Raw genomic sequence first — 26175 nt, 5'->3', positions numbered from 1 at the left:
TCTTGAACCTTAATGTCGTGCGGGTCGAGCGAGTGAGACCTGCAGGGGATGCCGTATCAGAAAATCGTCATCGCCGCCCGGGGGCACGACCTCGAAATCGAGCGCATGCGCCAGCACGTCGTACCGGGCCTCCTGGGTTGCGGCCGAGCCGTGCTTGTCGACGTCGTAAACGGAAAACGACACGAAATAGCGCCCGCGGGTCAGCGCCTGCGCCGGCGTCTCGAAGCGGATGCTGCGGCGCTCGCCGGCCGCCAGGGTGAAGCGGTCGACGTCGTTCTCGATCCTGCCCACCCGCCGTCCGGCCGCGGTCCAGAGCGTGATCACATAGCGGCAGATATAGTCGCCGCCTTCTTCCGCCACGATCGAGAGGCTGACCTTCAGCGGCTCGCCGGGCCGGAACTTGTCCGTCGGCCCGAGCTCGTTCTCCAGGCTCAGGCTGTCGATCTTGACCCCCTTCTTGCCCGGCCAGCGGTAGACGTCGCGGCCGTCGCCGAGCCGGGTCTTCATCTCGCCGGACGAGGCCGGGGGCTCGAAGCGCGACTGCGGGTCTTCGCTGCTGATGCCGAGCCGCGACAGCCGCTCCAGATAGACCTCGTAGGCGTCGATCACCTCGAGCGCCGGCCCGTCCATGACGAGGCGCCCGCGATCCAGCCAGATCACACGATCGCAGAATTCCAGGATCTGCTGCATCGAATGCGAGACGATCAGCATCGTGGCGCCGCGCTCGACGAAGCCCTTCATCCGGGCGGCGGATTTATGGGTGAAATAGACGTCGCCCGCGCCGAGGATCTCGTCGATGATCAGGATATCGGGGTCGACCGCCGTGGCGACCGCGAATTGCAGCCGCGAGCCCATGCCGAGCGAATAGGTCTTGAGCGGCTGGTCGAGATGGTCGCCGAGCTCGCAGAAATCGATGATCTCGTCGACGACGCGGAGCATCTCGCTCTCCGGCAGCCCGTTATAGGCGAGGGCGGCGTGGATGTTCTCCCGCCCCGTCATCTCGTTCGAGAAGCCGATCCCAGTCTGCATGAGGCTGTGGACGGTTCCGTTCCGCTCGATCGCGCCACGGCTCGGTTTGAAATTGTCGGTGACGAGCTTCAGCAGGCTTGTCTTGCCGGCGCCGTTGCGGCCGATGACGCCGACACGCTCCCCCTTGCTGACCGAGAAGCTGATATCGGCGAGGGCGTCGAAGGAGGGGAACTGCGGCCGCAGCGCGCGCGGCAGCAGCCGGTAGAATCCGAAGGCGTCCAGCGCCCGCTGCCCCGGCGTCTCGTAGAGCGGGAACGTCTTGCCGACATTCGAGAAGCGCAAGGCCGGGCTTGCGTCAGGCATAGTCGTAGAATGCCAGCTTGGCGCGCTGGAACAGCCAGAAACCGCCCGAGAACGACAGGATCGACGAGAGGACCATGGCCGTCGCGAGCTTGCCTGTCGGAAGGGCGCCGCGCACGAGGATCTCCTGATAGGACAGGACGAAATAGGCCAGCGGATTGAGATAGGTCAGCAGCGCCAGCCGCGGCGGGACCATTTCCAGCACGTAGCCGATCGGCGTCACGATCAGCAGGATGATCACGAGATACTGGATGAGATGCTGGATGTCCCGCAGCACCAGGGTCACCAGCGCCAGCACCCAGACGATGCCGCAGGTGAACATGAACTGGAGCAGCATGACGACCGGGAGCGCGAGCACGCTGCTGCCGGCCGAGCCGTAGAGCATCGCGCCCGCGGCGATCACCAGCCCGCCGACGAGAAGCGGCGGCAGCGTGACGATCACCGCCCTGACCGGGAGAAGCTCAGGGGGGAAGACGGTACTGGTCAGCATCTGCTTGTTGCGGATCACCGAGACCGAGCCGCCGGCCAGCGCTCCCGCGAAGGAGAGGAAGGCGATCAGCCCCGCCGAGACATGGGCGATGTAATCCGCCGTGGTCAGGCCGGGGACGCGGACCTGGAAGATATAGGCATAGGTCAGCGTGTAGATGGCGAGCAGCAGCAGCGGCGCCAGGATCACCCAGGCCAGCCCGAGCACCGATCCCGCATACATCATGCGCAATTCGATCAGCGACGTCGTGGTCAGGATCGCCCGGTGCCGGAAGACCAGTTGCCACGGCGCCAGCAGGAAATCTCCGACTTTACGGGCCAGTGTCATGAACCTGCGCCTTCAAGCCGCGACGCCGAAGCGCTGGCCCCAGCGCCCGAAGCAGATGATGCGCCAGAGCGCGAAGGAGAACGGCACCCGGCCGTCGAGCATGTCGCGGGCATAGCGCCGGACCTGGTCCGCATCGAAGATTGTCGGATACGCCTCGACCGTCTCGTCGGCCGCGGCGAGGATGCGCTCGCGCAACGGGCCCTTGAACCAGACCTCCTCGGGGGTCGGGAAACCCAGCTTGTCCTGCCGGTTGGTGACCTTCGCGGGCAGGATCGGCTCCATCGCGCGGCGCAGAATCGCCTTGGTCTCGCCATCGACGAGCTTGTGCGCCTCGCCGAGACCGATGGTCAGCTCCGCCAGCCGGTAATCCAGGAACGGCACGCGCGCCTCGATGGCATGGGCCATCGAGTTGCGATCCTCGAAATGCAAGAGCATCGGGACGCTCGTCGTGGTCAATTGATGGGCGCAAAGCGAACCGAGCGGCGAGGCGTCTCCCGTCCGGGGCACGCGCAGCGACCCCAGGAGATCACCCTCGTTCGCGGCGGAGAAGCCGGTATTGAGCCAGGCCGGCGCGGGCGAGCGGCCCGTCAGCCTCAGGATCGGCGTGAACCAGCCGCGCGGCAGCAGGCTGGCGAGCACGAGCCCGGTCAGCCGTTCCATCGAGGTTCCGTGCCGGCGGCGGATGGCCTTGATCTCGCTGACGAAGCGCTGGAGGCGCAGCTTCTTGAGATGGCCCGCGAGAGCGGCGCCGAACATCGGATGGTAGCCCGCGAGCTGCTCGTCCGCCCCCTGGCCATCGAGCATGACCGTCACGCCGGCCTTGTGGGCCTCGGCGAAGACCGACCATTGCGCGAAGATCGAGGTCGAGCCGAAGGGCTCGTCCTGATGCCAGATCATGGCATCGATCGCCGACCAGAGATCTTCGGCGCTCGGCGAGACGACATGGCTGGTCGTGCCGCACTGCTCGTTGACCGCCTTGGCATAGGTCCATTCGTCGAGGCCGGGCGTATCGAAGGCGCAGGTGAAGCTGTGCTGCCGCGCATTCGGATCGTCCGCGATCAGCTCGCTCATCAGGCAGACGATCGTCGATGAATCGAGGCCGCCCGACAGGCAGGTCCCGACCGGAACGTCCGCCCTGAGGCGCAGGCGCACCGAATCGCGCATGAGGTCGAGGAAACGGGCCGAGGCCTCCTCCATCGGCAGCGCGAGCGAGTCCGGCCGCGGCAGCTCGTACCAGCGGTGGGGGGCGGGAACGCCGCCGGGCCGCCATGCTGCGAGATCGATCGAGAGATATTCCCCGCCGCGCAGTTGCTGGACGCCCGCGAACATCGTCTCCCGGCGATGGTCGAACACGCCGGAGACGAGGAAGTCCCAAGCGCCGCGCTCGTCGCGCCGGGCCTGGAAACCTTCGACTGCGGTGAACTGCTTGATCTCGGAGGCGAAGGCGACGCCCTTGGGCGAGACCCAGTAATACAGCGGCTTCACGCCGAAGCGGTCACGCGCGATGAACAGCCGCTGCGCCTGCTTGTCGAAAAGCACGAAGGCGAACATGCCGTTGCACCGGGAGAGGCAGGCCTCTCCCCATTGGGCATAGGCTGCGAGCAGGACCTCCGTATCGGTCTTGGTCCGGATGCTGCGCCCAAGCGCAGTCAATTCGTCGCGCAATTCGCGGTAATTGTAGATCTCGCCGTTGAAGACGATGACGTAGCGGTCATCATAGGTCATCGGCTGGAGGCCGCTGGCATCTGGGGCGATGATGGCGAGGCGGCGATGCCCGAGCGCGAGCGGGCCAGCCTGCGTCGCGATCTCTTCCCAGCCGTCGCCGTCAGGGCCTCGGTGAGCCACGAGGTCGATCGCCCGCTTGTCGGGAGACAGGCCAAGCGAGGCCCAGATTCCGCACATCGTCCTGTTCCGCTTGCTTTTCCGCCGCCGCAGCGACGAAGGCGCCGCGCAGTCGGCAGCTTCTATACGGTGCGTCCGCGCTCTTCAAGCGAAGCCGGCTAGGCCGTCAGGGCGTCCGCAATCTCCATCATGCGCCGCTCTTCGTGCTCCCAGCTCAATTCCCGGGCGGCGACGAGCGCGCGGCGTTTGTGCTCCTCCACGGCGGAGCGGTCGAGTCCGTTGACGACCGTAGCGATGTCGGTGGTGGAGAGGCCTGCGATCAGGCGGCCCTGGCCATAATGGGCGATCACCGCCGCCATTTCCGGAAGATCCGAGACGCAGACGCAAAGCCCCGCCATCGTGTATTCGAACAGCTTGTTGGGCAGTACGTAGCGGTTCTGGTGCGAATGCGGCGAGAGCACGAAGATGCCGATATCATATGCCGACGCCGCCCGAACCAGGTCCGTGAACGGCACGGGCGGATCGAAATGGACCCGCTGCGTCACGCCGCCGGCCTCGGCAAGGCGACGAAGCTCGGCGAGATAGGTGTCGCTGCCCGGCCCGCGGATCGTTAGCTCGAACTCGTCGCGCCAGAGCGCGACGGAACCGATCAGGGCCTCCAGCCCGCGGTTCGGCATCACCAGGCCATGATAGAGCACCTTGATGCACTCGCCGCACGGCCGGAACGGCATTTCCTCGTAGCGGGGCACGTTGCGGACCACCACAGGGCGGCGCGCCAGCCCGTAGACGGCCGCCAGCCTGTCGGCGATGCCGTCGGAGACGCAGGTGATCTCCGCGGCCCGGGCAATGCCGGCCGCTTCGATCTTGCTGACCAGCGGGCGCATGAAGGTGCGCCATTTCCAGTTCTCGGGGAATTCGTCCGAGGCGAATTCATGCGTGTCGTAGATGAACGGGATGCGATCCCTCTCGGCCAGCCGCGTCGCGAGAGGCAGCATGGTCCAGTCGTTCGCCAGCCAGAGATCCGGGCGATAGGGCTCGGCGAGGTCGAGGATGGCACCGTAGTTTTCCGGAAGATTCCAGAAGACGGCCTCCGGCGCCCATGGCTGCACCTGTAGGCGGCCGAGGCGCACGAGCCGCCGCAACCGGCTTCGGAACGTACGGTCGTAGGACGGCAGATGCGCTTCCAGCAGCTCGCCTGCCGGCGGCGCGGCACGCCCTCCCTTGGCGCCGAACGCGAGGACACGCCAGCCGGCCTTGCTGAAGGCCTCCACCTGCCGACGAACCCGCGGGTCGTCGGCAATGGCCGTGTGGGTCAGGATACCGACCGAGCGACGGCGGTCCCCGGCTGTCATCGCGCGCCCTCGATCTGCCCGAGAACGCTATCGATCGCCGCGGCACGCGCCGCCCATGAATGGTGAGCAAGCGCTTCGGTCGCACCGCGTTCGCCCATCGCCGCGGCTGCGGACGGATCGGCGGCGAGGCGCGCGACGGCTTCCGCAAGCGCCGCCAGGTCTTGCGGGGGAATGACCAGCCCGCAACCGGTGGAGCGCACGAGCTCCGCCTGTCCCTTCAGGTCGCTGGCGATGACGGTGACGCCGCAGGCCATCGATTCGAACAGCTTGAGCGGCATGACGCCGTAATCGGAGCGCCCCTCGGGATTCTCGATCGTGACGAGGCTGGCCAGCGCCCCCCGGTACAGCGACGGAAGGGCGTCCTGCTCCTGCCTGCCGAGATAGGTAAGACGGTCCGACCGGGCGGCCTTCACGGCGGGAGCTTCGACGCCGTCTCCGGCGATGACCAGCCGGACGCCGTCGGGCCATGACGGGTGGTCGATCGCCGCGAGCATCGTCTGGATGCCGTGCCAGCGCACCAGGCCGCCGACAAAGACGACATAGGGCCGATCGAAGGAGGTTTTCGGGCCCTGTGGATTGAAAAGCGCGGTATCGGCGGCATTCGTCACCACCGAAACCCGGTCATGCCCGGCATGATCGCTGGCCCAGCGGGCGAGCGCTTCCGTCACCGCGAAAAGATGATCCGCCGTCTTGTGCTGGATGCGGTCGAGCCAGGCGAAAACCGGATAGAGCCGTCGCAGGGCCGGATAGGTGACGACGATATCGCGCGTGGTGCCGTTGATCTCGTGGACGACGGTCTTGCCGAGAAGCCGCAGGATGAGCGCGGCCGGCGCCGCCATGCAATGCCCTCTCACGAAGACGACGCGGTAACGTGCCGCCTTCATCAGCAGGGAGGCTTGCGCGGCGAGCTGCGACATGAGCCGCACCGGGAACGAGGCCCGGCCGGAGGCGCCGCTCTTCGCGGCGGTGAAGAGGGTCACGTCCCAGCCGAGTGATCTCAGCTCGCCGATGATGGCGTGGACATGCGTATGCGCAGCCTGGCCGGGCCGCGGGTTTTCCAGCGCCAGATAAGCCAGCCGCTTCTGCCGGCTCATGCCACCGCGGCCGCCGGTGCGGCCAGAGCCTCCAGAACCTGTGCGATGATGTAATCCTGCGTCGATTCGTCGAGATAGGGGTGCATCGGCAGCGCGACCACCTCCTGCGCGACGCGCTCGGAGATCGGCAGACCATTCCCCGCGACGGGATAATGCTTGTAGGCGGTCTGCTGGTGCAGCGGCTTCGGGTAGTAGACGGTCGTCGGCACGCCCTTGGCCTTCAGTGCAGCCTGAAAGGCGTCGCGGCGGTCGGCATCGACGCGGATCGTGTACTGGGCCCAGGTCGAGACGCAATCCGCCATGACATGGGGGGTGACCACGACGTCCTTGAGTGCGGCGGTGTAGCGGGCCGCCACGACCTGCCGTTTCTCGATTTCCTCGGCATAGATCTTGAGCTTCTCGATCAGCACCGCGGCCTGGATGGTGTCGAGCCGCGAGTTCACGCCGACGCGGACATTGTCGTATTTGTACGAGCCCTTGCCGTGGAAGCGCAGCGACATCAGCAGTGCGGCGTGCTCGTCGCTGTCGGTCAGGATCGCGCCGCCATCGCCATAGCAGCCGAGGGGCTTCGCCGGGAAGAAGCTGGTCGTCGCGAAATCGCCGATCGCGCCGGCGACGCGGCCCTTGTAGCGCGCCCCATAGCCCTGCGCCGAATCCGAGATCAGGACGAGGCCGTTCTGCTTGCAGAAGGCTTCGATCGGCTCGTAGTCGCAAGCCTGGCCGAACAGATCGACGCTGATCAGGGCGCGCGGGTTGAGCTTGTGCTGCTTCGCGGTTTCGAGCGTGGCTCCGAGGCTCTTCGGGTCGATATTGTAGGTGGCTTCGTCGATCTCGGCGAAGACGGGGGTCGCACCCATCCAGGCAACGACCTCGGCGGTCGCGGCGAAGGTGAAGCTCGGGCAGATCACGGCATCGCCGGGGCCGATGCCGAGCGCTTCGAGCACGAGGATCAGCGCATCCGTGCCGTTGGCGACGCCGATCGCGTGCTTGGCCCCGCAGAAGGCCGCGAGCCCGGCCTCGAACTGCTGGACCTGTTCGCCGAGGATGTAGTTGCCGTCATGGACGACCTTGAGAATCGCCTCGTCCATCGCCTTGCCGATATGCTGGCGCTGGGCCTTGAGGTCGATGAACTCGATCACGGGACGCTCGCTCATCAGGCAATCTCCTCAAGCTGCTCCGGGCCGGTTTCCCGATAGCGCGTTCCGGTCAGCGGGCAGGTCAGTTCCGCCCCGAGCTTCTCGCCGGCCTTGCTCATCCAGCCGATGCGGCGCGCCGGTACGCCAGCCATCAAAGCATAATCCGGCACGTCCTTCGTCACCACCGCGCCGGCGGCGATGAAGCAATAAGCGCCGAGCGTATGCCCGCAGACGATGGTCGCGTTGGCGCCGATGCTCGCGCCGCGCTTCACGAGCGTGCGGCGGAACTCGGCCTTGCGGTTCATGAAGGCGCGAGGGTTGTTGACGTTCGTGAAGACGCAGGACGGGCCGCAGAACACGTCCGCCTCCAGCTCGACACCGTCGTAGAGCGCGACGTTGTTCTGGATCTTGCAGCCGTCGCCGATCGTCACGCGTGGCCCGGCCATCACGTTCTGGCCGAGCACGCAGTCGCGCCCGATCGTGGTCTGGCCCAGCACATGCACGAAATGCCAGATCTTGCTGCCGGCGCCGAGCGTCGCGCCCTCGTCGACATAGGCGCTTTCATGGATCAGCGCGCCGGGAAAGCGCGGGTCTTCCCGCATCTGCGACGCGCCGGCCATCGTTCAGCCCTTGAGGTGCTTGGCGACGAAGGGGTGTTTTTCGCCGGCGGTCACGACGGGGGTGTTGCGGAACTGCGAGACGACCTCGATCGAGAAGCGCACGTCGTCGAGCCCGTAGCCGCGGCCGGCGAGGATCTCCTCGTAGCTGCGGGTATGCAGGTCGGTGAAGCCGTCCGAGAACTCGATTTCCTCGCCGTCGACGGTGATCGACCGGAAGGTCGTCTTCTGGCCCTTCACGCTGTCCGGCAGGTCTTCGGCATCGACCGAGAGGAACCAGCGCACATCGGCCTTTTCGTAGGAGAGCAGGCCGCCGGCGCGCGCACCCTCGCGCAGGTTCGCGGTCTGCGACTGCAGCGGACCGAAGACGAAGGCGAGCATGTCGAAGAAATGCACGCCGATATTGGTGGCGACGCCGCCGGATTTGGCGTCCTCGCCCTTCCAGGAGGCGTGATACCAGCGCCCGCGCGAGGTGATGTAGGTCAGGTCGACCGCATGGCGCTTGTTCGAGGCGGCGATGCGATCGCGCAGGGCGATGATCGCCGGATGCAGGCGCAATTGCAGGATGGTGTTGATCTTGCGGCCGGAGTCGCGCTCGACCTCGGCCAGCCCGTCGATATTCCAGGGATTGAGGACGAGCGGCTTCTCGCAGATCACGTCGCTGCCGGCACGCAGGCCGAAGCGGATATGGGCGTCGTGCAGGTAGTTCGGCGAGCAGATGGAGACATAATCGATGCGCTCCTGGCGGCGGCGCAGCTTGTCGACATGGCGGTCGAAGCGCTCGAACTCGGTGAAGAAATGCGCCTGCGGGAAATGGCTGTCCATGATCCCGACGGAATCGTTGGGATCGAAGGCGACCTTCAGATCGCCGCCCACGGCCTTGATGGCCTTCATATGGCGCGGCGCGATATAGCCGGCGGCACCGATCAGTGCGAATGACGTCATGATGTGGTCTCTGGCGTTTCCCGGGGCGTCTCGGCTCAGGCCTTGACGATGTTGTCGCCGGTCAGGCCGGCCTTGGCGCAGGCATTGCGCGTGTCGACGACGAGACGGGCCGCAGCGACGAGCGCCTTGTAGTCGACAGCGTCATGGTCCGTCGCGATCAGGATGGCGTCATAGCCCTTGATCGTCTCGGGTGAAAGCGCGACCGAGGCGCGGCCGGTCAGGTTGGCATGCTCGCGGGTCGGCGGGATCACCGGCACATGCGGGTCGTGGTAGTCGGCCTTGGCGCCGCGCTCCTCGAGCAGTTCGATCAGGCGCAGCGAGGGGCTCTCGCGCATGTCGTCGATGTTCTTCTTGTAGGCGATGCCCATCACCAGGATCTTCGCCTTGCTCAGGCCACGGCCCTGCTGACGGTCGAGCGCCTCGGCGACGCGGTCGACCACCCAATGCGGCATGGCCGTGTTGATCTGCCCGGCGAGCTCGATGAAGCGGGTGGTAACGTCGAACTCCCGCGCCTTCCAGGTCAGGTAGAACGGGTCGATCGGGATGCAGTGCCCGCCGAGGCCGGGGCCCGGATAGAACGGCATGAAGCCGAAGGGCTTGGTCTTGGCGGCGTCGATCACCTCCCAGACGTCGATCCCCATCTTGCCGTAGATCACCTTCAGCTCGTTCACGAGCGCGATGTTGACGGCCCGGAAGATGTTCTCGGTCAGCTTGACGGCCTCGGCCGTCGCAGAGGAGGAGACCGGCACGGTCTTGACCACGAGCGCGCCATAGACCGCGTTGGCGAGTTCCAGCGCGTCGGCCCCGTCGCCGCCGACGACCTTCGGGATGGTCGAGGTGCCGAAATCCGGGTTGCCGGGGTCCTCGCGCTCGGGCGAGAAGGCGAGGTAGAAGTCGACGCCGCTCTTCAGACCGGTCTTCTCGAAGATCGGGCGCATGATCTCGTCGGTCGTGCCGGGCCAGGTCGTCGATTCCAGCACGACGAGATGGCCCTTGCGCAGGCGCGGTGCGATCGCGCGGGCCGTCGCCTCGACATAGCTCAGGTCCGGTTCGCGATGCTTGGTCAGCGGCGTCGGCACGGCGATGATGATGGCGTCGACGTCGCGCAATTCGTCGAAATCGGTGGTGGCGCGGAAGCGGTCTTCCTTGATCGCGGCGGCGATGGCCTCGGTCGGGATATGCTTGATGAAGCTCTCGCCGCGGTTGATCTGCGCGACGCGCTTGGCGTCGATGTCGAAGCCGACGACCGGGAAGCCGGCCTTGCAGGCGGTCAGGGCCAGCGGGATGCCGACATAGCCGAGGCCGATGATGCCGACCCGGTAGTCTTTCGTGGCGATGCGCGCGAGCTGATCGCGCAGATTCGCGGACCTGTCGGAAACGGACGACGCTGTCGGCGATGAAGACATGACCGGCTTTCTGCGTGAGAAGGCGCGCTGGACGCGGCAAGCAAAGATGCGGGTGGCTTTGCCGCTGCCTTAGAAAGATGTCAACCAGCGTACACTGCAAGCGCACCGAAGCAACGCATGCGTGTTGAAAAACGCTGGCGGCGCAGTCGCCAGCGAAAGCCGGGTTGCGATCCTTTGTCGAGCCAGCGATCCGGCGAGTATTCGCAGGTCATGGCGAAGCGAGATGGCCTGCGCCTGTCCTGCATCGGCGAGGCCAGCCCTGCTCGCGTTCTTCATGCGGCGATGGAGCCATCCTGGCCCCAGCGCAGCGCGACGCGCAGCCCGCCCAGCGCCGAGCGCTGGAGCGTGAGCTCCCCACCCGTCTCCTCCGCCAATTCGGCGGCGATCGCCAGGCCGAAGCCCGTGCCCGTGACGGTTTCGTCCCAGCGTCGACCGCGCGCGACGCGGGACATGGCCGTCTCGCTCATGCCCGGACCGTCATCCTCGACCGAAAGCTGCATCAGGCCTTCCGCTGAACGGCCGCCGGTAACGGCGACGGTCCGGTGCGCCCATTTGCGGGCATTGTCGAGCAGGTTTCCGAGAAGCTCGGTGAGATCGCCGTCCTCGCAGGGGTAACAGAGCTCTTCGGGAAGCGAGACCTCCCAGCGCAGGGAATCGGCTTCCGGAAGGCGGCGCAAGGCGACGACCAGCTTTTCCACGATCGGCGCCACCAGGCAGGACTGCCGGGCCAGCCGCTGAGCGGCCGCGGCACGCGCGCGGGCCAGCGAACGCTCGACCTGTCGCCCCATGGCGAGGGCCTGCCCCTCGATCGCCTGCGCGAGCTCCGGGTCCTGTGGTGCGACGTTGCGGGCGAGCGATTCGAGCACGGCCAACGGCGTCTTCAGCCCGTGCGCCATGTCGCCCGCCTGCGCGCGGGCTCGCGCCAATGCCGTTTCCTGCATCTGGATGAGCCGGTTCAGCCCGTCGACGAGAGGCTGAACCTCGGTGGGAAAATGGCCGGGCAGGGCGGAGCGCTGTCCATCTTGCACCGCCTTCAGCTCAAGCCGTAGTGTCCTGAACGGAACCAGCGCGCGGGCGACGAACAGCCACATAGCCATTGCCAGGACCAGGCCGAGCGCGACGAGCGAGGGAACGAGAAGGCCGACATAGTTGGCGCGTGCGCTTTCGAGATCGCGGCGGTCCATCGCGACGGTGACGGCAAGCCGCGTCTCGTGGCCGCCCCGGTCGATCGCGAAGCGCCGCGTCACCGCGATCAGCCGCTGCCCGTCGGGGCCGGCTAGAGCGAAGCCGAGCGGAGCGGCCGGCGCGGCTGCCAGCGCATCGCGATCGAGGCGGGCGTCCCAAAGCGAGCGGGACCGCAACTCCCGCCCATCCGCGGCCTCGACCTGCCAGTACTGGCCGCCATAGGGGGTCGCGAAGCGCGGGTCGGGCAACTCGGTGCCGATCGTCAGTGCGCCGGTCGGCGAGAGCGCGATCTGCCCGGTGAGGAATTTCGCCGAGCGGTCCAGTTCGTCGGCGGCGCGTTCGTCGAGAACGCGGTCGAAGATCACCACGAGCCCGATGCCCGCCAGCGCCAGCGCCAGGGCCACCAGCACGGAGGCGGCGATTGCGAGCCTCAGGCGCAGGGAGCTGCGGATCACGGGTCCTCGGCCGGGCCGTCGGTTGCGATGATATAGCCGTGGCCCCGGCGCGTCTCGATCACGCCGGGCCCGATCTTGCGGCGCAGGCGTGTCAGCACCGCTTCGAGGGCGTTCACGTCCCGCTCGCTGGCCGCATCGTAGAGATGCTCGATCAGGTCGCCCTGGCTGACGAACCGCCCCTGCCGGTGCAGGAGAAACGAGACGAGGCGATATTCCAGTGCGGTGAGGGCGACCTGCTGCCCCTCGACCGTCACGTCGCGCGTCCGCGTGTCCAGCTCGATCGGGCCGGCCCTGAGGATCGGGGAGGCATGACCGGCGGCGCGGCGCAGGATCGCCCGGAGGCGCGCCTGCAATTCCTCCATGCGGAACGGTTTCACCAGGTAATCGTCCGCGCCGGCATCGATCCCGTCGACGCGCTCGCGCCAGCCGTCGCGCGCCGTGAGGATCAGCACGGGCAAGGTGACGTTCGCGGCGCGTAGCCGGCGCAGCACGCTCAGGCCGTCGAGGCGCGGCAGGCCGAGATCAAGCACCATGGCGTCATAGCTCTCGACCTCTGCCTGGAACCAGGCCGCCTCGCCGTCGCCGACGACATCGGCCACATAGCCGGCCCGCTCGACGCCGGCCTTGATATCCGCCGCGATGGCGCTCTCGTCCTCCGCGATCAGGATACGCATGAGCGCGGCTCAATCGTCGTCATCGTCGTCGTCTTCTTCCTGCTTCAGGATCTGCAGGGATTGGGCATCGACGCGCATCGCCAGCCGCTTGCCCGCGGGCGTCAGGATCTTGAGCTTGTAGTACCAGCGGCCCTTCTTGTCCTTGAGGTCGAGCGCCACCACGTCGCCGGGAATGGCCGCGCGCGCCGTCGCCAGGACCTGATCGAGCGGCCGGATCTCGCCGCGTTCCATCGCAGCCCGGGCGCGGTTCTGGTCGAGAGCGGCGGCGGATGTGGACAACGCGCCCGAGAGCAGCAGAAGCAGGAGGAGGAGACGGACCATGTTCGTGCGCCATAGCAGCGGGAAGCTGACGAAACGCTGACAGGTGTCGTCAGCGAGGCGAGGGAGCAGTCTGGCAGAAGAACGGCGTCTCAACCAAGAGAGGTCAGATATGAAACCAGCAACCCTCGTTCTCGCCGCCGCCCTCCTGGCGGGTTCGCTCACCAGCGCGATGGCGGATGACAGGCCAGGTCCCGACTGGATCCCGATGGACAAGGTCTACCGGTCGCTGACGGATGCCGGCTATGCGCCCGTCGCCTCGATCGAGGCCGACAGCATGCGTTGGGAAGCAAAGGCCTACAAGGACGGCGTCGCGCAAAAGCTGCGGATCGATCCTCGTACCGGAGAGATCAGCGAGAAGCCGTGGAAGCGCTGAGGCGCTCCTGATCGGCTGCATCCATAGCGCCTGGCCCCGATCCAGCCGATCTCGGGCCATGGCGCTGGAGCAAAGCCGGAGCGATCGACGATGACTGCATGATCGCGGAAGCGGTCATGCGTCGCGCCGCCCCGGCATGGCAGGGCGTCGCTTGTCGATCTCGGCAACTGGATCGAGCCTCCGCCCATCCTATGCCGGGCAGGCTGCGCCGCTATCGGCCCAGGCCTGCATCAGTGCGCCGAACTCGGCTGCCGTGCCCGGCGCGGGCTGGCGCCCCTTGCCGGGGTTCCAGCCCCAGAGCACGAGCGTGTCGGTGGTGACGTGCTTGATCAGCGCGGGGACATCGCGGCTGCCATTACGGTTCAGGTCCTTCAACTGCTCGCAGATCTGACCGATCGTCTTGCCTTCCCAGGCCATCGAGGCCGGGGCCAGCGCCCAGTGCCCGTCGCCGGGAACGCCCGCCGGGTCGAAGTTCTGTTTGCCGTGGCATGTCGTGCATGGCAGGCCGGTCGCGCCGCGGCCATCCCTGCCGCGCACGACGACGGGCTCGTGCAGCTTGCGCAGATCGCCCTGACGCGGCCGCTCCGTCGCCGGATGGCAGTTCATGCAGCGCGGATGGGTCAGCACCTTGCCCATCTCGGTGAAGAGCGCGACCGAGCGGTCGCGCTGGTTGGCGATGGACGAGAAGCTCGATGCGGGGCGCAGGCTTGCACCGCCGGGCTGGGGAGCGTTCTGCGCCAGCGTCAGGGCGCTGCCGGCGAGGCAGACCGCGAGCGCCGCCCCGGCGGAGAGGAACAGGTTCCTTTTCATCAGACCGAGCCTCCCTGCATCGGCAACTGGCGGGGCCGGCCATGGCCGAGCGCCGCGAGCGCATTAGCGACGGCGGGGCCGATCGGCGGCACGCCGGGCTCGCCGACGCCGGTCGGCTTCTCCGTCGAGGCGATGATCCTGACCTCGACCTCCGGCATCTCGTGGATGCGCAGCGAGCGATACTCGTGGAAATTGGTCTGGACCGGCCGGCCGCCATCGAGCGTGATCTGGCCGTAGAGGGCGTGGCCGAGGCCGAAGCCGATGCCGCCCTCCATCTGGGCGCGGATGATGTCGGGGTTGACGGCGACGCCGCAATCCACCGCGCACCAGACCTTATGGACCTTCGGCTCGCCCTCCGGCCCCATCGAGACCTCGGCGATCTGGGCGACGAAGGAGTTGAAGCTTTCGACCACCGCGACGCCGCGGGCCCGGCCATCGACCGGCGCGGAACCTTTCCAGTTCGCCATTTCGCCGACGGCCTTGAGCACGGCGGCGGCGCGCGGGTGCTTGTCGCCCATCAATGCGAGCCGGCCCTGCAGCGGGTCCTGGCCAGCCGCCTGCAGGAGCTCGTCGATGAAGCATTCGACGGCATAGCCGGTATGGGTGTGGCCGACGGAGCGCCACCACAAGGTCGGCACACCGACTTTGGGATTATGCACGTCGCAGCGGAAATCCGGCACCTCGTAGAAGATCTTGTTGGCACCCTCGACAGAGGTCGCATCGATGCCGTTCTTCACCACCAACGCCTCGAAGGGCGTGCCGAGGAAGAAGGATTGGCCGACCAGCGTGTTCGACCAGGCCGCGATCTTGCCGTCCTTCACCGCGCCCCGCAGGCGATGCACGAAGAGCGGGCGGTAATAGCCGCCGGCGAGATCGTCCTCGCGGGTCCAGACGACCTTGACCGGACGGTTCGGGCCGATCGCCTTGGCGGCCATGGCGAGCTCGGCCGCGACATGCTGGCTGACCTGGGCACGCCGACCGAAGCTGCCGCCGGCCAGCATGGTCTCGAGCCTGACCTTCTCCGGCGGCAGGCCGAGGATGGTGGCAATGGTCTGGTGCTCTGTGGTCTGGAACTGGCTGCCGAAGCGGGCGAGCGCCTGGGTACCGTCCCATTCCAGATAGCCGTCGAGCGGCTCCATCGGCGCATGGGCGAGATAGGGGAAGACGAACTCAGCCTCGATGACCTTGTCGGCCTTGGCGAGCGCGGCCTCGGCATCGCCATGGCTGCCGGCGACGGTGCCGGGCTGGCGGGCGAGCTTGCGGTATTCGGCGATCAGCTCGGCGCTGCCGCGCTTCTCCGCCTCGCTGTCGTCCCAGGTGACCTTGAGGACCTCGCGGCCCTTCAGCGCCGGCCACATGCCGGTGGCATAGACCGCGACGCCGGAGCCGATCTGCTTGACGTCGACCACGCCCCTGACCTTGAGCGTAGCGGCGGCATCGAAGCTCGCGACCTTGCCGCCGAAGCGCGGCGAGCGGGCAACGACGACGGTCAGCATGTTCGGCGTGTGGATGTCGATGGTGAACTGCGCCTTGCCGCGCGTCTTGTCGGCGCTGTCGAGCCGCTTCACCGCGCCGTCCTTGCCGATCAGCTTGTAGGCCGAGGCTGGCTTCAGCGGTGGGTTCTCGGGCACGGGCAGCTTGGCGGCGGCCTCGGCGAATTCGCCGAAGCGGCCCTGTTTGCCGGAGGCATGGCTGATCACGCCGGCCTCGACCTTGATCTCGGCAGCGGGGACCTTCCAGGCGTCGGCTGCGGCCTGGACGAGCATGGTACGCGCCGCGGCGCCGGCCTTGCGCATCTGCTCCCAGCTATTGGCGATGGCGGTCGAGCCGCCGGTGCCCTGCACGCCGAGCGCGAGATTGGCGTAGAGCTTGACGTCGGCGATGGCGTGCTCGGCCCGCATCTGGCTCCAGGCGGCGTCCATCTCCTCGGCGGCGAGCGTCGCAAGCCCCGTGAACGGTCCCTGGCCGAATTCGATATGCTTGACGATGACGGTCACGGTGTCGTCCGGCGCGACGCGGATGAAGGCATTCGGCGCGAAGCTGTCATTGCCGCCCGGCCGATAGCCGGCGGCGGCGCCGGACTGGGCGCGGGCGTTCCGCGGCAGGTTGAAGCCGATGACGAGGGCGCCGGCGCCCGTCAGCAGGGAACGGCGGGAGAGCTTTGGATCATGCGCGGTCATGGCTCAGATCTCCAGCGCGCGGGCCGCGTCATGGATCGCGGCGCGGATGCGGACGTAAGTGGCGCAGCGGCAGATATTGCCGTTCATCGCGAGGTCGATATCGCGGTCGGTCGGCTTCCGGTTTTCCTTCAGGAGCGCGATGGCGCTCATCACCTGGCCGGACTGGCAATAGCCGCATTGCGGCACGTCGCGGGCGATCCAGGCCGCCTGGACGGCGTCCGCCTCCTTGCCGGCGAGGCCTTCGATTGTGGTGATCTCGCCGGTGCCGACGGCCGAGACCGGCGTCACGCAGGCGCGCAGCGGCTGGCCGTCGATGAAGACGGTACAGGCGCCGCATTGCGCGACGCCGCAGCCGAACTTGGTGCCGGTGAGGCCGAGATTGTCGCGGATCGCCCAGAGCAGGGGCGTGTCGTCGTCGGCATCGACGGTGTGCGTCGTCCCGTTGACCTTGAGAGAGACCATGGTTGCCTCCGATGCTGGCATGACGCAGCGCGGCACCATGGTGCGGATCGAGGGCTCGCCCTCGATGGCCCGATCTGACATACCAGATGGCGGGCGATGAATCCGTAGCCCTGGGTCGCGCGACTGGACTAATTAGACGTTTTGAGTCTAACTAGGATGGTCGCGCGCAGTTTGGATTTTGTCAAGACTACTGACGCTGCAATGGCCGACAGAAGCGAAAATTCCAGCTCTCCCGTCGATGATGCGATGGTTCGCGCCGACCAGATCGCCGATGCGGCGTTGCGCCTCTTCGCCCGCTACGGCTACAAGCGCAGCTCCATGGACGACATCGCCAGGGAAGCGGGGCTCGCCAAGGCGACGCTATACCTGCATTTCAAAGGCAAGGACGACGTCTTCCGCTCGATGCTGGATCTGCTCGGGCGCCGCGTCGAGGCACGTTGCCGTGAGGTCGTGGCGGCTCCGGGGTCGTTTCCGAAGCGGCTCGCCGCGCTGCTCCACGCCCATCACGGGCTGGCCTATGCCAGCTTCGGCACCGGCGAGCATCTCGTCGAGCTGAAGGCGGTGATGAACACGATCGCGACGCGCGAGCTGCAGGCCTTCGAGCAGATCTTCACGCGGTTCGCCCGCGAGCTGCTCCGCCAGGCCGAAGATCGGGGCGAGATCACCTTGTCGCGTTTGTCGACCAGCATCGAGGATTGGACGGCCGGCATGCTCTTCGCCGCTGCGGGAGCGAAGCTCGGGACGGCCCCGAGCGCCGAGGATTATGCGCGCAGGCTCGATGGTATCGCGTCGGTCTTTGCCGCCGCCCTTGCGGCATAACCCGTCACGGCAGGAAGCGGGATCTACCAGCGCGATCCGCGGGCAGGGCGGAGAGGCCGGCATCCGCGGCGGTTGCAGGTGCTCTCCCAGACGCGCCCGTTGCCGTCGATGCAGCGGTTGGCGTTGCAGTCGAAGCCGCCTCCGCCACCATAGCCCCCGCCATAACCTCCGCCTCCATAGCCGCCGCGATCCCGGTAGCGCGGTGGCGGCGCGCCATAGGCGGGGCCGCCGATGCGCCCGACGGGGCCGCTGATCGGCCGGCAGCCATAGCGGTCGCAGGTCGATTGCGTATAGACGCCGGTGCGCGGATCGATGCAGCTCGCGGCGGTGCATTGCAGTTGGACCTGCGTGACCCCGGAATCGGCCTGCATCGCGGGGACGGGCAGGGCATTCGCCTGTGAAGCCCAGAGCGCGAATGCGGCCAGGGCCATGTTCCGCAGGAAAGAACGCATGGGTATGTCTCCTTCAGCACGGAAGATACGCATGCGATTCTGAACGGTTCCCTGCTGAAGGTCGAGCGCAGTTCATATATGCAGGCCTGCGCGGCGCGGCATGGCTGCCGGGGCCCGGGCCGCATATGATGATGCATGCCTTGCTCGGCCGGAGATTGCCGAGCAGGCTTGCCGCGAGAGGGCTGAATGAGTTTCCGCAACATCCACGCGCATGGTCTCGTTCGCATCGCCTGCGCTGCGCCACGGCTCAAGGTGGCCGACCCGGCCTTCAACTTGGCCGAGACCCTCGAGATGCTGCAACGCGCCGACGAAGGCGGCGCCTCGCTCTGCCTGTTCCCGGAGCTCGGCATCAGCGCCTATGCGATCGACGACCTGTTGCAGCAGAACGCCTTGCTCGATGCGGTGCAGGATGCTCTCGCGAAGCTCGTCGCGGAAAGCCGCAGCCTGCGCTGCGTCGCGGTCGTCGGCGCGCCCTTGCGTGTCGAGGGGCGGCTGTTCAACTGCGCCGTGGCGATCCATCGCGGCCGCATTCTCGCCGCCGTGCCCAAGACCTATCTGCCGAACTATCGCGAGTTCTACGAGCGCCGCCAGTTCGCCTCGGGCGAGCGGGCCGGAGCGCTCTATGTCGAGCTCTGCGGACAGGAGGTGCCTTTCGGCACCGACATCCTGCTGACCGCGAGCGATATCCCCGATCTCACCGTCCATATGGAGATCTGCGAGGATGTCTGGACGCCGATCCCGCCCTCGTCCTATGCGGCGCTCGCCGGCGCGACGCTGCTGCTCAATCTCTCGGCCTCGAACGTCACGATCGGCAAGTCCGACTGGCGCCATGCGCTTTGCAAGGCGCATTCGGGCCGCTGCATCGCGGCTTACGCCTATTCCGCTGCCGGCACCGGCGAGTCGACCACCGATCTCGCTTGGGACGGCCAGGCGATGATCTACGAGAACGGCGCGCTGCTCGCCGAGGCCGAGCGCTTCGCCGCCGAGCCGCAGCTCATCCTCGCCGATATCGATCTCGAACGGCTGGCGATGGACCGCATCCGCCAGAACACCTTCGGCGACAGCGCCGACCTCAACCGCGACCGGCTCGGCTTCCGCCGCATCGGGTTCGCGTTGGAGCCCGATCGCGAGAGCGATCTCGGCCTTGCCCGCGAAATCGATCGCTTCCCCTTCGTGCCGAATGACGATGCGCGCTTGAACGAGCTCTGCTTCGAGGCCTACAACATCCAGTCGCACGGCCTGCGCAAGCGGCTGGAGAGCACGCGGCTCGACAAGGTCGTGATCGGCGTCTCCGGCGGCCTCGATTCGACGCAGGCCCTGATCGTCGCCGCCCATACCTTCGACGCGCTCGGCCTGCCCCGCGAGAACATCCTCGCCTATACGCTGCCGGCTTTCGCGACGAGCAAGGACACCAAGGACAATGCCTGGCGCCTGATGCGGGCGCTCGGCGTCAGCGCCGAGGAGATCGACATGACGCCGGCCTGCCGGCAGATGCTGGTCGATATCGGCCATCCCTTCGCCAAGGGCGAGCCCGTCTACGATATTACGTTTGAGAACGTGCAGGCCGGCGCGCGCACCTCGGTGCTCTTCCGCCTCGCCAACCGGCATAATGGCCTGGTGATGGGCACCGGCGACCTGTCGGAATTGGCGCTCGGCTGGTGTACCTATGGCGTCGGCGATCACATGTCGCATTACAACGTCAACGGCTCGGTGCCGAAGACGCTGATCCAGCACCTGATCCGCTGGGTCGCCCAGTCCGGCCGTTTCGGCGCCGAAGCCTCGGACGTGATGCTCGACATCCTCGCGACCGAGATCTCGCCCGAGCTGGTGCCCGGCGATGGCGACAAGCCCGCGCAGAAGACCGAGGATTTCGTCGGCCCTTACGCGCTGCAGGATTTCAACCTGTTCTACACGACGCGCTATGGCTTCAGGCCCAGCAAGATCGCCTTCCTCTCCGAACATGCCTGGCGCGACGCTTCCGCCGGGGACTGGCCTCCGAACATGGAAGCGGGCAAGCGCGTCGCCTACGACTTGACCGTGATCAAGCGCTGGCTCGGCGTCTTCATCCGCCGCTTCTTCGAGACCAGTCAGTTCAAGCGTTCGGCCGTGCCGAACGGCCCGAAGGTCTCGTCCGGCGGCTCGCTCTCGCCGCGCGGCGACTGGCGCGCGCCGAGCGACGCCTCGGCCGCACCCTGGCTCAAGGATTGGGAGCGCATTCCGGATTGAGGGGCCGCACCGGGGCTGATCCCGGGGGCGGCTCGCCACGCGCGCTCAGGCGATGCCGAGCAGGCGAATCAGGCCGAGGCTGACGGCGGTCAGGACGATCAGGGACAGGGTGACCGCGGCGGTGACCCGACCGCCGGCGCGAGCGACGACGCGGATATCGACCCCGAGGCCGAGCGCCGCCATCGAGATGATGGTGAGGACGGTCGCGGTCTTGGCGATGGGGGCAAGGGCGGTCTCCGGGATGAGGCCGTGGCTGCGCAGCGCCGCCATGCCCAAAAATGCGATGATGAACCAGGGCACGAGCTTGTTGACGGCCAGGCGTCGCGATGCCGGCCTGACGCCGACCGCATCCGTATCTTCCCGCAACCGGTGCCCGAGGATGGAAAGGATCAGCACGACCGGTCCCAGCATGAGGACGCGGACGAGCTTGACGAGAGTGCCGATCTGGACGCTTGCCGCGGCAACCGGCGCCGTCGCGGCCAGGACCTGCGGCACGGCATAGACCGTGAGCCCGGCGAGAACGCCGTATTGCGTCTCGCTCAGGCGCAGCAGCGGGACGAGCAGGGGCAGCCCGAGCACGACCAGCACACCCAGAACCGCGGTGAAGGCGATGGAGGAGGCGACATCCTTGCCGTCCGCGCCGATGACCGGCGCGACGGCGGCGATGGCGGAATTGCCGCAGATCGAATTGCCGCAGGCGACGAGGACCGCCATGCGTTTCGGCAGCCCGAGCGCCCGGCCGATCAGGAAGCTGAAGACGAGCGCCATCGCCACGACTGCCGCAATTCCGGCGAGCAATGCCGGCCCGGCTGCGACGATCATTGCCATGTTCAGGGACGCGCCGAGCAGCACGACGGCGATTTCCAGGACCATCTTCGCCGAGAAGGTGATGCCCGGGCGCCAGCGCTCGGAAGGCGTCCAGACCGAGCGGATGGCGGTGCCGATCAGGATTGCCAGCACCAGGGCCTCCAGCCAGGCGCGGCCCGTGGCGAAGGCTTCGAGATGTTCCAGCACGAAAGCCAGCGCGCTGATGGCGGCGCAGAGGGCGAGGCCCGGCAGGATGCGGCCCGCGCTCCGCAGGAGGGAGCTGGACGGCGCGGGCGTGGGGGCTGGAGCGTGCGTGGTCATAGGAGAACCTTCTTCTCCGCTGACCTAGTCGGAGAAGGAATATGCTGTCTATCGCATTGTTTCGATCGCTCTGTTCGATCTGATAGAACGGTCGGGCGCCGCGCCGGGGGATTTCACGACGAGTTTCTCGGAGTCGCGAGACGCTGGTCTGAAGCCGGGTGCCTCCATTGCCTGCTGGAGGTCTTGGGCAGGCCTATACGGCGCGGGATGTGTTACGCTATGGCATTGCGATGACTGCGTTCTCCGACCCGCAAGCTGTTGCCCGCTATGCTGAGAACCCGCCTCGCCTGGTGCCAGGCTATGCTGACATGCAGCGAATGGCCATGCTCCTCCTCGCGGAACGCGCTCCGGCAGACGCCCATGTGTTGGTTGTCGGTGCTGGTGGCGGCCTTGAACTCAAGCTGTTCTCCGAAGGACAGCCCAAATGGTCGTTCGTCGGGGTGGATCCCGCCGCTGCAATGCTCGACCTTGCTCGGACCACCCTCGGCGATCACGCCGGTCGGACGCGGTTTCACGAGGGTTTCGTCCATAGCGCACCAGAAGGCCCGTTCGATGGCGCAACCTGCATCCTGACCCTTCACTTCATCGAGCGCGAGGAGCGGCTGCGCACCCTCGAACAGGTGCGGCGTCGCTTGAAGCGCGGCGCTCCACTCGTCGCCGCCCATTACAGCATCCCCGAAGGCGAGCTTGAGCTCTGGCTGTCGCGTTCTGCTGCGTTCTCGATCACGTCGGGTGTTGATCCCGCGCAGGCAAATGCCGCGCGCGCGGGAATCGCCGAGCGTCTGCCGATTCTATCTCCCGGCGCCGATGAACACTTGCTGCGCGAGGCGGGCTTCAGTGGCACCCGTCTCTTCTACGTAGGCTTCGCTTTTCGAGGTTGGGTCGCTTACGCCTGAGGCATTTCCGCTTCTGCCCCATCGCGGGCAGCGCGTGCAGGCTGGATCAGCCGATCAAGGCGTCCCGCAGGAGGCTGACGGCGAGCGCCGCCATCATCAGGGCAATCAGCAGATCGAGCATTCGCCAGGTGATCGGCTGCGCGAAGAGCGGGGCCAGGAAACGCGCTCCGAAACCGAGCGATGCAAACCAGGCGAAGCTGGCCGATGCGGCCCCCATGACGAACCACGGCCTCTCGTCCGCGGGGATGCTGCTCCCGATCGTGCCCATCAGCATGACCGTGTCGATATAGACATGCGGGTTGAGGAAGGTGAATGCGGCCGTGCTGGCGAGAGCCGTCGTGAGCGAGATGCCGGCCTGGTGATCGACGATCAGGCTCGACGGGGCCATGGAGCGACGCAGGGCGCCGTAGCCGTACCAGCTCAGGAAAGCGGCCCCGCCAAGGCTCAACGCCATCGAAAGACCGGGTACCGCCGAAAGCAGCGCGCCCAGCCCGTTGACGCCGGCGACGATCAGCATGGCGTCGGCTGCCGCACAGAACATCACGATGGGCCAGACATGCTCGCGCTTGAGTCCTTGCCTGAGCACGAACATGTTTTGCGCGCCGATCGCCATGATCAGGCCCGCGGATAGCATGAAGCCCTTCAGGGCGGCCGAGAGGAAAGCTGAGTCCATGGCCGCTTGATGCGGCAGCGGAGGAGAGTAGTCTAACTAAAATAGCTAAATCAGAATTAGGACGGCTAATGCTGGATTATGCGGCGCTCGCTGCCGTCGCAGCGGTTCTGCGCGAGGGCAGCTTCGACAAGGCGGCCGCTGTTCTCGGCGTCACGCCTTCTGCGGTCTCCCAGCGCGTCAAAGGATTGGAAGAGCGTCTTGGGGTCGCGTTGCTGACCCGCGGGGCGCCGTGCCTGCCGACCCCGAGCGGTGCCAGGCTCTGCGCCCATCTCGATCGCGTCAGGCTGCTGGAGGCCGACATGTCCGGCGAGTTTCAGGGCTTGGTCGGGCCGGGGGATGAAAAGCCGACGCTGCGGGTCGCCGTCAATTCCGACAGCCTCGCCACATGGTTCCCGCACGCCGCCGCGCAATTCACGGCTGCAAGCGGCGCGCTGCTCGAATTGGTCCTGGACGACGAAGCGCATACGGCCGAAAGACTGCGGACCGGCGAGGTGGTGGCCGCCGTCAGCGCCGATCTCGCGCCGGTGGCCGGTTGCAGGATCCATCCACTGGGTGCCCTGGACTACGCTGCCGTGGCAAGCCCCGCCTTCCATGCCGAGCAATTCGCGAATGGGGTCGATGGCCGGGCATTGCGATCGGCGCCCATGCTGCGCTTCGACCGGCGCGACGAATTGCAGTTCCGCTGGATGCGGGACGCCCATGGCGAGGCCATCTTGCCGCCGACGCATTGGGCTCCCTCGACGCACGGGATGCTTGAATTGACGCTTGCCGGCCTGGGCTGGTCGATGGTGCCGATCAGCATGGCCGCGCCCCTGTTCGCGCAGGGGCGCCTGGTCGAATTGCAGCCTCTCCATCGGGTCGCGGTGCCGTTGAACTGGCAGCGCACGCGGCTGAACACGCAACTGCTCGACGTCATGACCAGGGCCGTAAGGCAGGTAGCGGCCCAGCAGCTTCGGCCGCTTGAGGCGCAGGCCGAGCCCGACCGGAATCCGCAATGAACCTCACCGCTCGCGGAGAGGCGCCTCGCCGCATCCGACGCCGGCCGGCATTCGGTCGCTCTGACAAGAAAAAACCCGCGGCTGGTACCGCGGGCTGATCGTTTCAGGTGTGCTCAGGCTCAGGCCGCGATCGCGGCCGGGCCCTTCTTCTCCCATTCCTCGCCCCAGATCATCACGGCATGGCCCGGCGAGACCTCGCGGTACTGGCGCACCGGCGGGACGTAGTCGGCCGGTCGGACCGGGCTCTTGATCTCGTCGTTCGAGACCGGGCGCTTCTGCAGGCGCCGGGCCGGATCGGCGATCGGCACCGCTGCTAGCAGGCGCTTGGTGTAGGGGTGCTGCGGGTTCTGGAAGATCGCCTCGCGCGGGCCGATCTCGACGATCTCGCCGAGATACATCACCGCGACGCGATGACTGACGCGCTCCACCACCGCCATGTCATGCGAGATGAAGAGATAGCCCAGGCCCATGCGGGCCTGCAGGTCGAGCATCAGGTTCACCACCTGCGCCTTCACCGAGACGTCGAGCGCCGAGACCGCCTCGTCCGCCACGATCAGGCGCGGTTCGACCGCGAGCGCACGTGCGATGCAGATGCGCTGGCGCTGGCCGCCCGAGAACTCGTGCGGGAAGCGGTTCGCCATTTCCGGCTGCAGGCCGACGCGCTTGAGCAGGTCGGCGACCTTGTCGCGCGCTTCCGAGCGGCTGGCGAGGTTGTTAATCAGCAGCGGCTCGGCCACGGCCGTGCCCACGTTCATGCGCGGGTTCAGCGAGGCGAAGGGGTCCTGGAAGATCATCTGCATGCGCTTGCGCTGCTCGCGCAAGTCATGCTGGTTGAGCTTCAGCACATCGACGCCGTCGAGCAGCACCGAGCCCGCGAGCGGCTCGATCAGGCGCATCACGGAGCGGCCGGTCGTCGACTTGCCGCAGCCGGATTCGCCGACCAGCGCCAGCGTCTCGCCGGCCATCAGGCTGAAGGAGACGTTCTCGACCGCATGGACCCGGCCCTTGACCGCGGAGAGCAGGCCACCGCGGATCTCGAAGCGCGTCGTCAGGCCGGCGACTTCGAGCACCGGGCGTTCGGCCGCCTTGACGGTATCGGGAACCTCGACCGGGACGTCGGACTCGCCGGTATTGCGGTCGACGACCGGGAAGCGCATCGGGCGCCCCTTGCCGATCATCGAGCCGAGCCGCGGCACGGCGGAGATCAGCGCCTTGGTGTAGGGCTTCTTCGGGCTGGCGAAGATGTCCTCGGTCGCGCCGGTCTCGACCTCGTCGCCATTGTACATCACGACCGTGCGGTCGGCGATCTCGGCGACGACGCCCATGTCGTGGGTGATGAAGAGGACGGACATGCCCTCCTCGTCCTGCAGCGTCTTGATCAGCTCCAGCGTCTGCGCCTGGATGGTCACGTCGAGCGCGGTGGTCGGCTCGTCGGCGATCAGGAGCTTCGGCTTGCAGGCCAGCGCCATCGCGATCATCACGCGCTGGCGCATGCCGCCCGAGAAGCGGTGCGGATACTCGTGGAAGCGGGACTTCGCCGCGGGGATGCGGACCTTCTCGAGCAGGCGGATGGTCTCGGCCTCGGCCTCCGAACGCGACAGGCCGCGATGCAGGATCAGGGCTTCCGCGATCTGGAAGCCGATGGTCAGCACCGGGTTGAGCGAGGTCATCGGCTCCTGGAAGATCATCGCGATCTCGTTGCCGCGGATATGGCGCATATCCGAATCCGGCAGGGTCAGGAGTTCCTTGCCGTTGAGCTTGATGGAGCCCTCGATCTTGCTCGACTGCGGCGGGGTCAGGCGCATGATCGACAGCGCGGTCACGCTCTTGCCGGAGCCGGACTCGCCGACGACGGCCAGCGTCTCCTTCGGCTTGATGTCGAACGAGAGGTTGCGGACGACCGACTTCCACTGGCCTTCCACGCGGAAGGAGGTGGTGAGGTTCGATACGGTCAGGATCGGTGAGGTCATGTCTAGCCCTTCCCTGGG

Annotated in this window: 24 protein-coding genes; 5 read left to right on the top strand and 19 right to left on the bottom strand. The window is 67.0% G+C overall.

The window, feature by feature from the left end; all coding sequences use genetic code 11:
* Positions 1-9: 9 nt before the first annotated feature.
* From Q9235_RS18440 to Q9235_RS18385, 12 genes are all read right to left on the bottom strand, one after another.
* A complete protein-coding gene (locus Q9235_RS18440; RefSeq protein WP_306223249.1) occupies positions 10-1332 on the bottom strand; it encodes an ABC transporter ATP-binding protein in 1323 nt (440 codons plus the stop codon).
* Positions 1325-2143, bottom strand: a complete 819-nt coding sequence (locus tag Q9235_RS18435; RefSeq protein ID WP_306223248.1) for an ABC transporter permease — start codon at positions 2141-2143, stop codon at positions 1325-1327. Before Q9235_RS18435 ends, Q9235_RS18440 begins: the two co-directional genes overlap by 8 nt.
* A gap of 12 nt (positions 2144-2155) precedes the next feature.
* Entirely contained in the window at positions 2156-4045 is a 1890-nt protein-coding gene (asnB, locus tag Q9235_RS18430) for an asparagine synthase (glutamine-hydrolyzing) (RefSeq protein ID WP_306223247.1), read from the bottom strand.
* A gap of 98 nt (positions 4046-4143) precedes the next feature.
* On the bottom strand, positions 4144-5337 hold the full coding sequence (locus Q9235_RS18425; protein WP_306223246.1) for a glycosyltransferase: 1194 nt from the start codon (positions 5335-5337) through the stop codon (positions 4144-4146).
* Complete coding sequence (locus Q9235_RS18420) at positions 5334-6431, bottom strand: glycosyltransferase family 4 protein (protein ID WP_306223245.1); 1098 nt, start codon at positions 6429-6431, stop codon at positions 5334-5336. The genes Q9235_RS18425 and Q9235_RS18420 overlap by 4 nt, the downstream gene beginning before the upstream one ends.
* Positions 6428-7585, bottom strand: coding sequence for a DegT/DnrJ/EryC1/StrS family aminotransferase (locus Q9235_RS18415; protein WP_306223244.1), 1158 nt, complete (start codon positions 7583-7585; stop codon positions 6428-6430). Before Q9235_RS18415 ends, Q9235_RS18420 begins: the two co-directional genes overlap by 4 nt.
* Positions 7585-8187 carry an acyltransferase gene (locus Q9235_RS18410; protein WP_306223243.1) on the bottom strand — a complete coding sequence of 201 codons (603 nt, stop codon included), beginning with the start codon at positions 8185-8187 and terminating at the stop codon, positions 7585-7587. The genes Q9235_RS18415 and Q9235_RS18410 overlap by 1 nt, the downstream gene beginning before the upstream one ends.
* Before the next feature lie 3 nt (positions 8188-8190).
* Entirely contained in the window at positions 8191-9129 is a 939-nt protein-coding gene (locus tag Q9235_RS18405) for a Gfo/Idh/MocA family oxidoreductase (RefSeq protein ID WP_306223242.1), read from the bottom strand.
* A gap of 35 nt (positions 9130-9164) precedes the next feature.
* Positions 9165-10535, bottom strand: coding sequence for a nucleotide sugar dehydrogenase (locus tag Q9235_RS18400; protein WP_306223241.1), 1371 nt, complete (start codon positions 10533-10535; stop codon positions 9165-9167).
* A gap of 272 nt (positions 10536-10807) precedes the next feature.
* Positions 10808-12175 carry a sensor histidine kinase gene (locus Q9235_RS18395; protein ID WP_306223240.1) on the bottom strand — a complete coding sequence of 456 codons (1368 nt, stop codon included), beginning with the start codon at positions 12173-12175 and terminating at the stop codon, positions 10808-10810.
* Entirely contained in the window at positions 12172-12849 is a 678-nt protein-coding gene (locus Q9235_RS18390; protein ID WP_306223239.1) for a response regulator transcription factor, read from the bottom strand. Before Q9235_RS18390 ends, Q9235_RS18395 begins: the two co-directional genes overlap by 4 nt.
* 9 nt (positions 12850-12858) lie before the next feature.
* Positions 12859-13170, bottom strand: coding sequence for a PepSY domain-containing protein (locus tag Q9235_RS18385; RefSeq protein ID WP_306223238.1), 312 nt, complete (start codon positions 13168-13170; stop codon positions 12859-12861).
* A 109-nt stretch (positions 13171-13279) separates the two neighbouring features.
* Between Q9235_RS18385 and Q9235_RS18380 the strand changes: the two genes are divergently transcribed.
* Positions 13280-13543 (top strand): PepSY domain-containing protein, encoded by a 264-nt coding sequence (locus Q9235_RS18380; RefSeq protein ID WP_306223237.1) that lies wholly within the window; start codon positions 13280-13282, stop codon positions 13541-13543.
* Between the two features lie 189 nt (positions 13544-13732).
* Here Q9235_RS18380 and Q9235_RS18375 read toward each other — a convergent pair whose 3' ends face one another.
* The 3 genes from Q9235_RS18375 to Q9235_RS18365 are packed head-to-tail and all read right to left on the bottom strand — an operon-like array spanning position 13733 to position 16995.
* Positions 13733-14353 carry an Isoquinoline 1-oxidoreductase subunit gene (locus tag Q9235_RS18375; protein WP_306223236.1) on the bottom strand — a complete coding sequence of 207 codons (621 nt, stop codon included), beginning with the start codon at positions 14351-14353 and terminating at the stop codon, positions 13733-13735.
* Positions 14353-16533 (bottom strand): xanthine dehydrogenase family protein molybdopterin-binding subunit, encoded by a 2181-nt coding sequence (locus tag Q9235_RS18370; protein ID WP_306223235.1) that lies wholly within the window; start codon positions 16531-16533, stop codon positions 14353-14355. The genes Q9235_RS18375 and Q9235_RS18370 overlap by 1 nt, the downstream gene beginning before the upstream one ends.
* A 3-nt stretch (positions 16534-16536) precedes the next feature.
* Positions 16537-16995, bottom strand: coding sequence for a (2Fe-2S)-binding protein (locus tag Q9235_RS18365; RefSeq protein WP_306223234.1), 459 nt, complete (start codon positions 16993-16995; stop codon positions 16537-16539).
* Positions 16996-17151: 156 nt separating this feature from the next.
* Here Q9235_RS18365 and Q9235_RS18360 point away from each other — a divergent pair, with 156 nt between their 5' ends.
* Positions 17152-17814: a TetR/AcrR family transcriptional regulator gene (locus Q9235_RS18360; protein ID WP_306223233.1), complete on the top strand. Its 663-nt coding sequence runs from the start codon at positions 17152-17154 to the stop codon at positions 17812-17814.
* A gap of 23 nt (positions 17815-17837) precedes the next feature.
* On the opposite strand, the gene Q9235_RS18355 is transcribed toward Q9235_RS18360, so the two are convergent.
* Positions 17838-18266, bottom strand: a complete 429-nt coding sequence (locus Q9235_RS18355) for a hypothetical protein (protein ID WP_306223232.1) — start codon at positions 18264-18266, stop codon at positions 17838-17840.
* 186 nt (positions 18267-18452) lie between these two features.
* Between Q9235_RS18355 and Q9235_RS18350 the strand changes: the two genes are divergently transcribed.
* Positions 18453-20492 (top strand): NAD(+) synthase, encoded by a 2040-nt coding sequence (locus Q9235_RS18350; RefSeq protein ID WP_306223231.1) that lies wholly within the window; start codon positions 18453-18455, stop codon positions 20490-20492.
* A gap of 45 nt (positions 20493-20537) precedes the next feature.
* Here the strand turns inward: Q9235_RS18350 and Q9235_RS18345 are convergent, their stop codons facing one another.
* The gene (locus Q9235_RS18345) at positions 20538-21620 is read right to left on the bottom strand and encodes a YeiH family protein (RefSeq protein ID WP_306223230.1); all 1083 of its coding nucleotides are present in this window, start codon (positions 21618-21620) and stop codon (positions 20538-20540) included.
* Between the two features lie 230 nt (positions 21621-21850).
* On the opposite strand from Q9235_RS18345, the gene Q9235_RS18340 reads away from it, so the two are divergent.
* A complete protein-coding gene (locus Q9235_RS18340) occupies positions 21851-22516 on the top strand; it encodes a class I SAM-dependent methyltransferase (RefSeq protein WP_306223229.1) in 666 nt (221 codons plus the stop codon).
* 46 nt (positions 22517-22562) lie between these two features.
* On the opposite strand, the gene Q9235_RS18335 is transcribed toward Q9235_RS18340, so the two are convergent.
* Positions 22563-23189, bottom strand: a complete 627-nt coding sequence (locus tag Q9235_RS18335) for a LysE/ArgO family amino acid transporter (RefSeq protein ID WP_306223228.1) — start codon at positions 23187-23189, stop codon at positions 22563-22565.
* A 68-nt stretch (positions 23190-23257) separates the two neighbouring features.
* Here Q9235_RS18335 and Q9235_RS18330 point away from each other — a divergent pair, with 68 nt between their 5' ends.
* Positions 23258-24187: a LysR family transcriptional regulator ArgP gene (locus Q9235_RS18330; RefSeq protein WP_306223227.1), complete on the top strand. Its 930-nt coding sequence runs from the start codon at positions 23258-23260 to the stop codon at positions 24185-24187.
* Positions 24188-24306: 119 nt separating this feature from the next.
* Here the strand turns inward: Q9235_RS18330 and Q9235_RS18325 are convergent, their stop codons facing one another.
* Positions 24307-26157, bottom strand: coding sequence for an ABC transporter ATP-binding protein (locus tag Q9235_RS18325; RefSeq protein ID WP_306223226.1), 1851 nt, complete (start codon positions 26155-26157; stop codon positions 24307-24309).
* Between the last annotated feature and the right edge of the window lie 18 nt (positions 26158-26175).

This window comes from Bosea beijingensis (assembly GCF_030758975.1).
In the GTDB taxonomy this organism is placed as follows: domain Bacteria; phylum Pseudomonadota; class Alphaproteobacteria; order Rhizobiales; family Beijerinckiaceae; genus Allobosea; species Allobosea beijingensis.
Note: the sequence above shows the minus strand (reverse complement) of the source record. Positions and strands in the feature narration are given on the sequence as shown.

Coding starts and splice junctions, on each gene's coding strand:
- Q9235_RS18440 (WP_306223249.1), bottom strand. CDS start 1,332: ATGCCTGACGCAAGCCCGGCCTTGCGCTTCTCGAATGTCGGCAAGACG.
- Q9235_RS18435 (WP_306223248.1), bottom strand. CDS start 2,143: ATGACACTGGCCCGTAAAGTCGGAGATTTCCTGCTGGCGCCGTGGCAA.
- asnB (WP_306223247.1), bottom strand. CDS start 4,045: ATGTGCGGAATCTGGGCCTCGCTTGGCCTGTCTCCCGACAAGCGGGCG.
- Q9235_RS18425 (WP_306223246.1), bottom strand. CDS start 5,337: ATGACAGCCGGGGACCGCCGTCGCTCGGTCGGTATCCTGACCCACACG.
- Q9235_RS18420 (WP_306223245.1), bottom strand. CDS start 6,431: ATGAGCCGGCAGAAGCGGCTGGCTTATCTGGCGCTGGAAAACCCGCGG.
- Q9235_RS18415 (WP_306223244.1), bottom strand. CDS start 7,585: ATGAGCGAGCGTCCCGTGATCGAGTTCATCGACCTCAAGGCCCAGCGC.
- Q9235_RS18410 (WP_306223243.1), bottom strand. CDS start 8,187: ATGGCCGGCGCGTCGCAGATGCGGGAAGACCCGCGCTTTCCCGGCGCG.
- Q9235_RS18405 (WP_306223242.1), bottom strand. CDS start 9,129: ATGACGTCATTCGCACTGATCGGTGCCGCCGGCTATATCGCGCCGCGC.
- Q9235_RS18400 (WP_306223241.1), bottom strand. CDS start 10,535: ATGTCTTCATCGCCGACAGCGTCGTCCGTTTCCGACAGGTCCGCGAAT.
- Q9235_RS18390 (WP_306223239.1), bottom strand. CDS start 12,849: ATGCGTATCCTGATCGCGGAGGACGAGAGCGCCATCGCGGCGGATATC.
- Q9235_RS18385 (WP_306223238.1), bottom strand. CDS start 13,170: ATGGTCCGTCTCCTCCTCCTGCTTCTGCTGCTCTCGGGCGCGTTGTCC.
- Q9235_RS18380 (WP_306223237.1), top strand. CDS start 13,280: ATGAAACCAGCAACCCTCGTTCTCGCCGCCGCCCTCCTGGCGGGTTCG.
- Q9235_RS18375 (WP_306223236.1), bottom strand. CDS start 14,353: ATGAAAAGGAACCTGTTCCTCTCCGCCGGGGCGGCGCTCGCGGTCTGC.
- Q9235_RS18370 (WP_306223235.1), bottom strand. CDS start 16,533: ATGACCGCGCATGATCCAAAGCTCTCCCGCCGTTCCCTGCTGACGGGC.
- Q9235_RS18365 (WP_306223234.1), bottom strand. CDS start 16,995: ATGGTCTCTCTCAAGGTCAACGGGACGACGCACACCGTCGATGCCGAC.
- Q9235_RS18360 (WP_306223233.1), top strand. CDS start 17,152: ATGGTCGCGCGCAGTTTGGATTTTGTCAAGACTACTGACGCTGCAATG.
- Q9235_RS18355 (WP_306223232.1), bottom strand. CDS start 18,266: ATGCGTTCTTTCCTGCGGAACATGGCCCTGGCCGCATTCGCGCTCTGG.
- Q9235_RS18350 (WP_306223231.1), top strand. CDS start 18,453: ATGAGTTTCCGCAACATCCACGCGCATGGTCTCGTTCGCATCGCCTGC.
- Q9235_RS18345 (WP_306223230.1), bottom strand. CDS start 21,620: ATGACCACGCACGCTCCAGCCCCCACGCCCGCGCCGTCCAGCTCCCTC.
- Q9235_RS18340 (WP_306223229.1), top strand. CDS start 21,851: ATGACTGCGTTCTCCGACCCGCAAGCTGTTGCCCGCTATGCTGAGAAC.
- Q9235_RS18335 (WP_306223228.1), bottom strand. CDS start 23,189: ATGGACTCAGCTTTCCTCTCGGCCGCCCTGAAGGGCTTCATGCTATCC.
- Q9235_RS18330 (WP_306223227.1), top strand. CDS start 23,258: ATGCTGGATTATGCGGCGCTCGCTGCCGTCGCAGCGGTTCTGCGCGAG.
- Q9235_RS18325 (WP_306223226.1), bottom strand. CDS start 26,157: ATGACCTCACCGATCCTGACCGTATCGAACCTCACCACCTCCTTCCGC.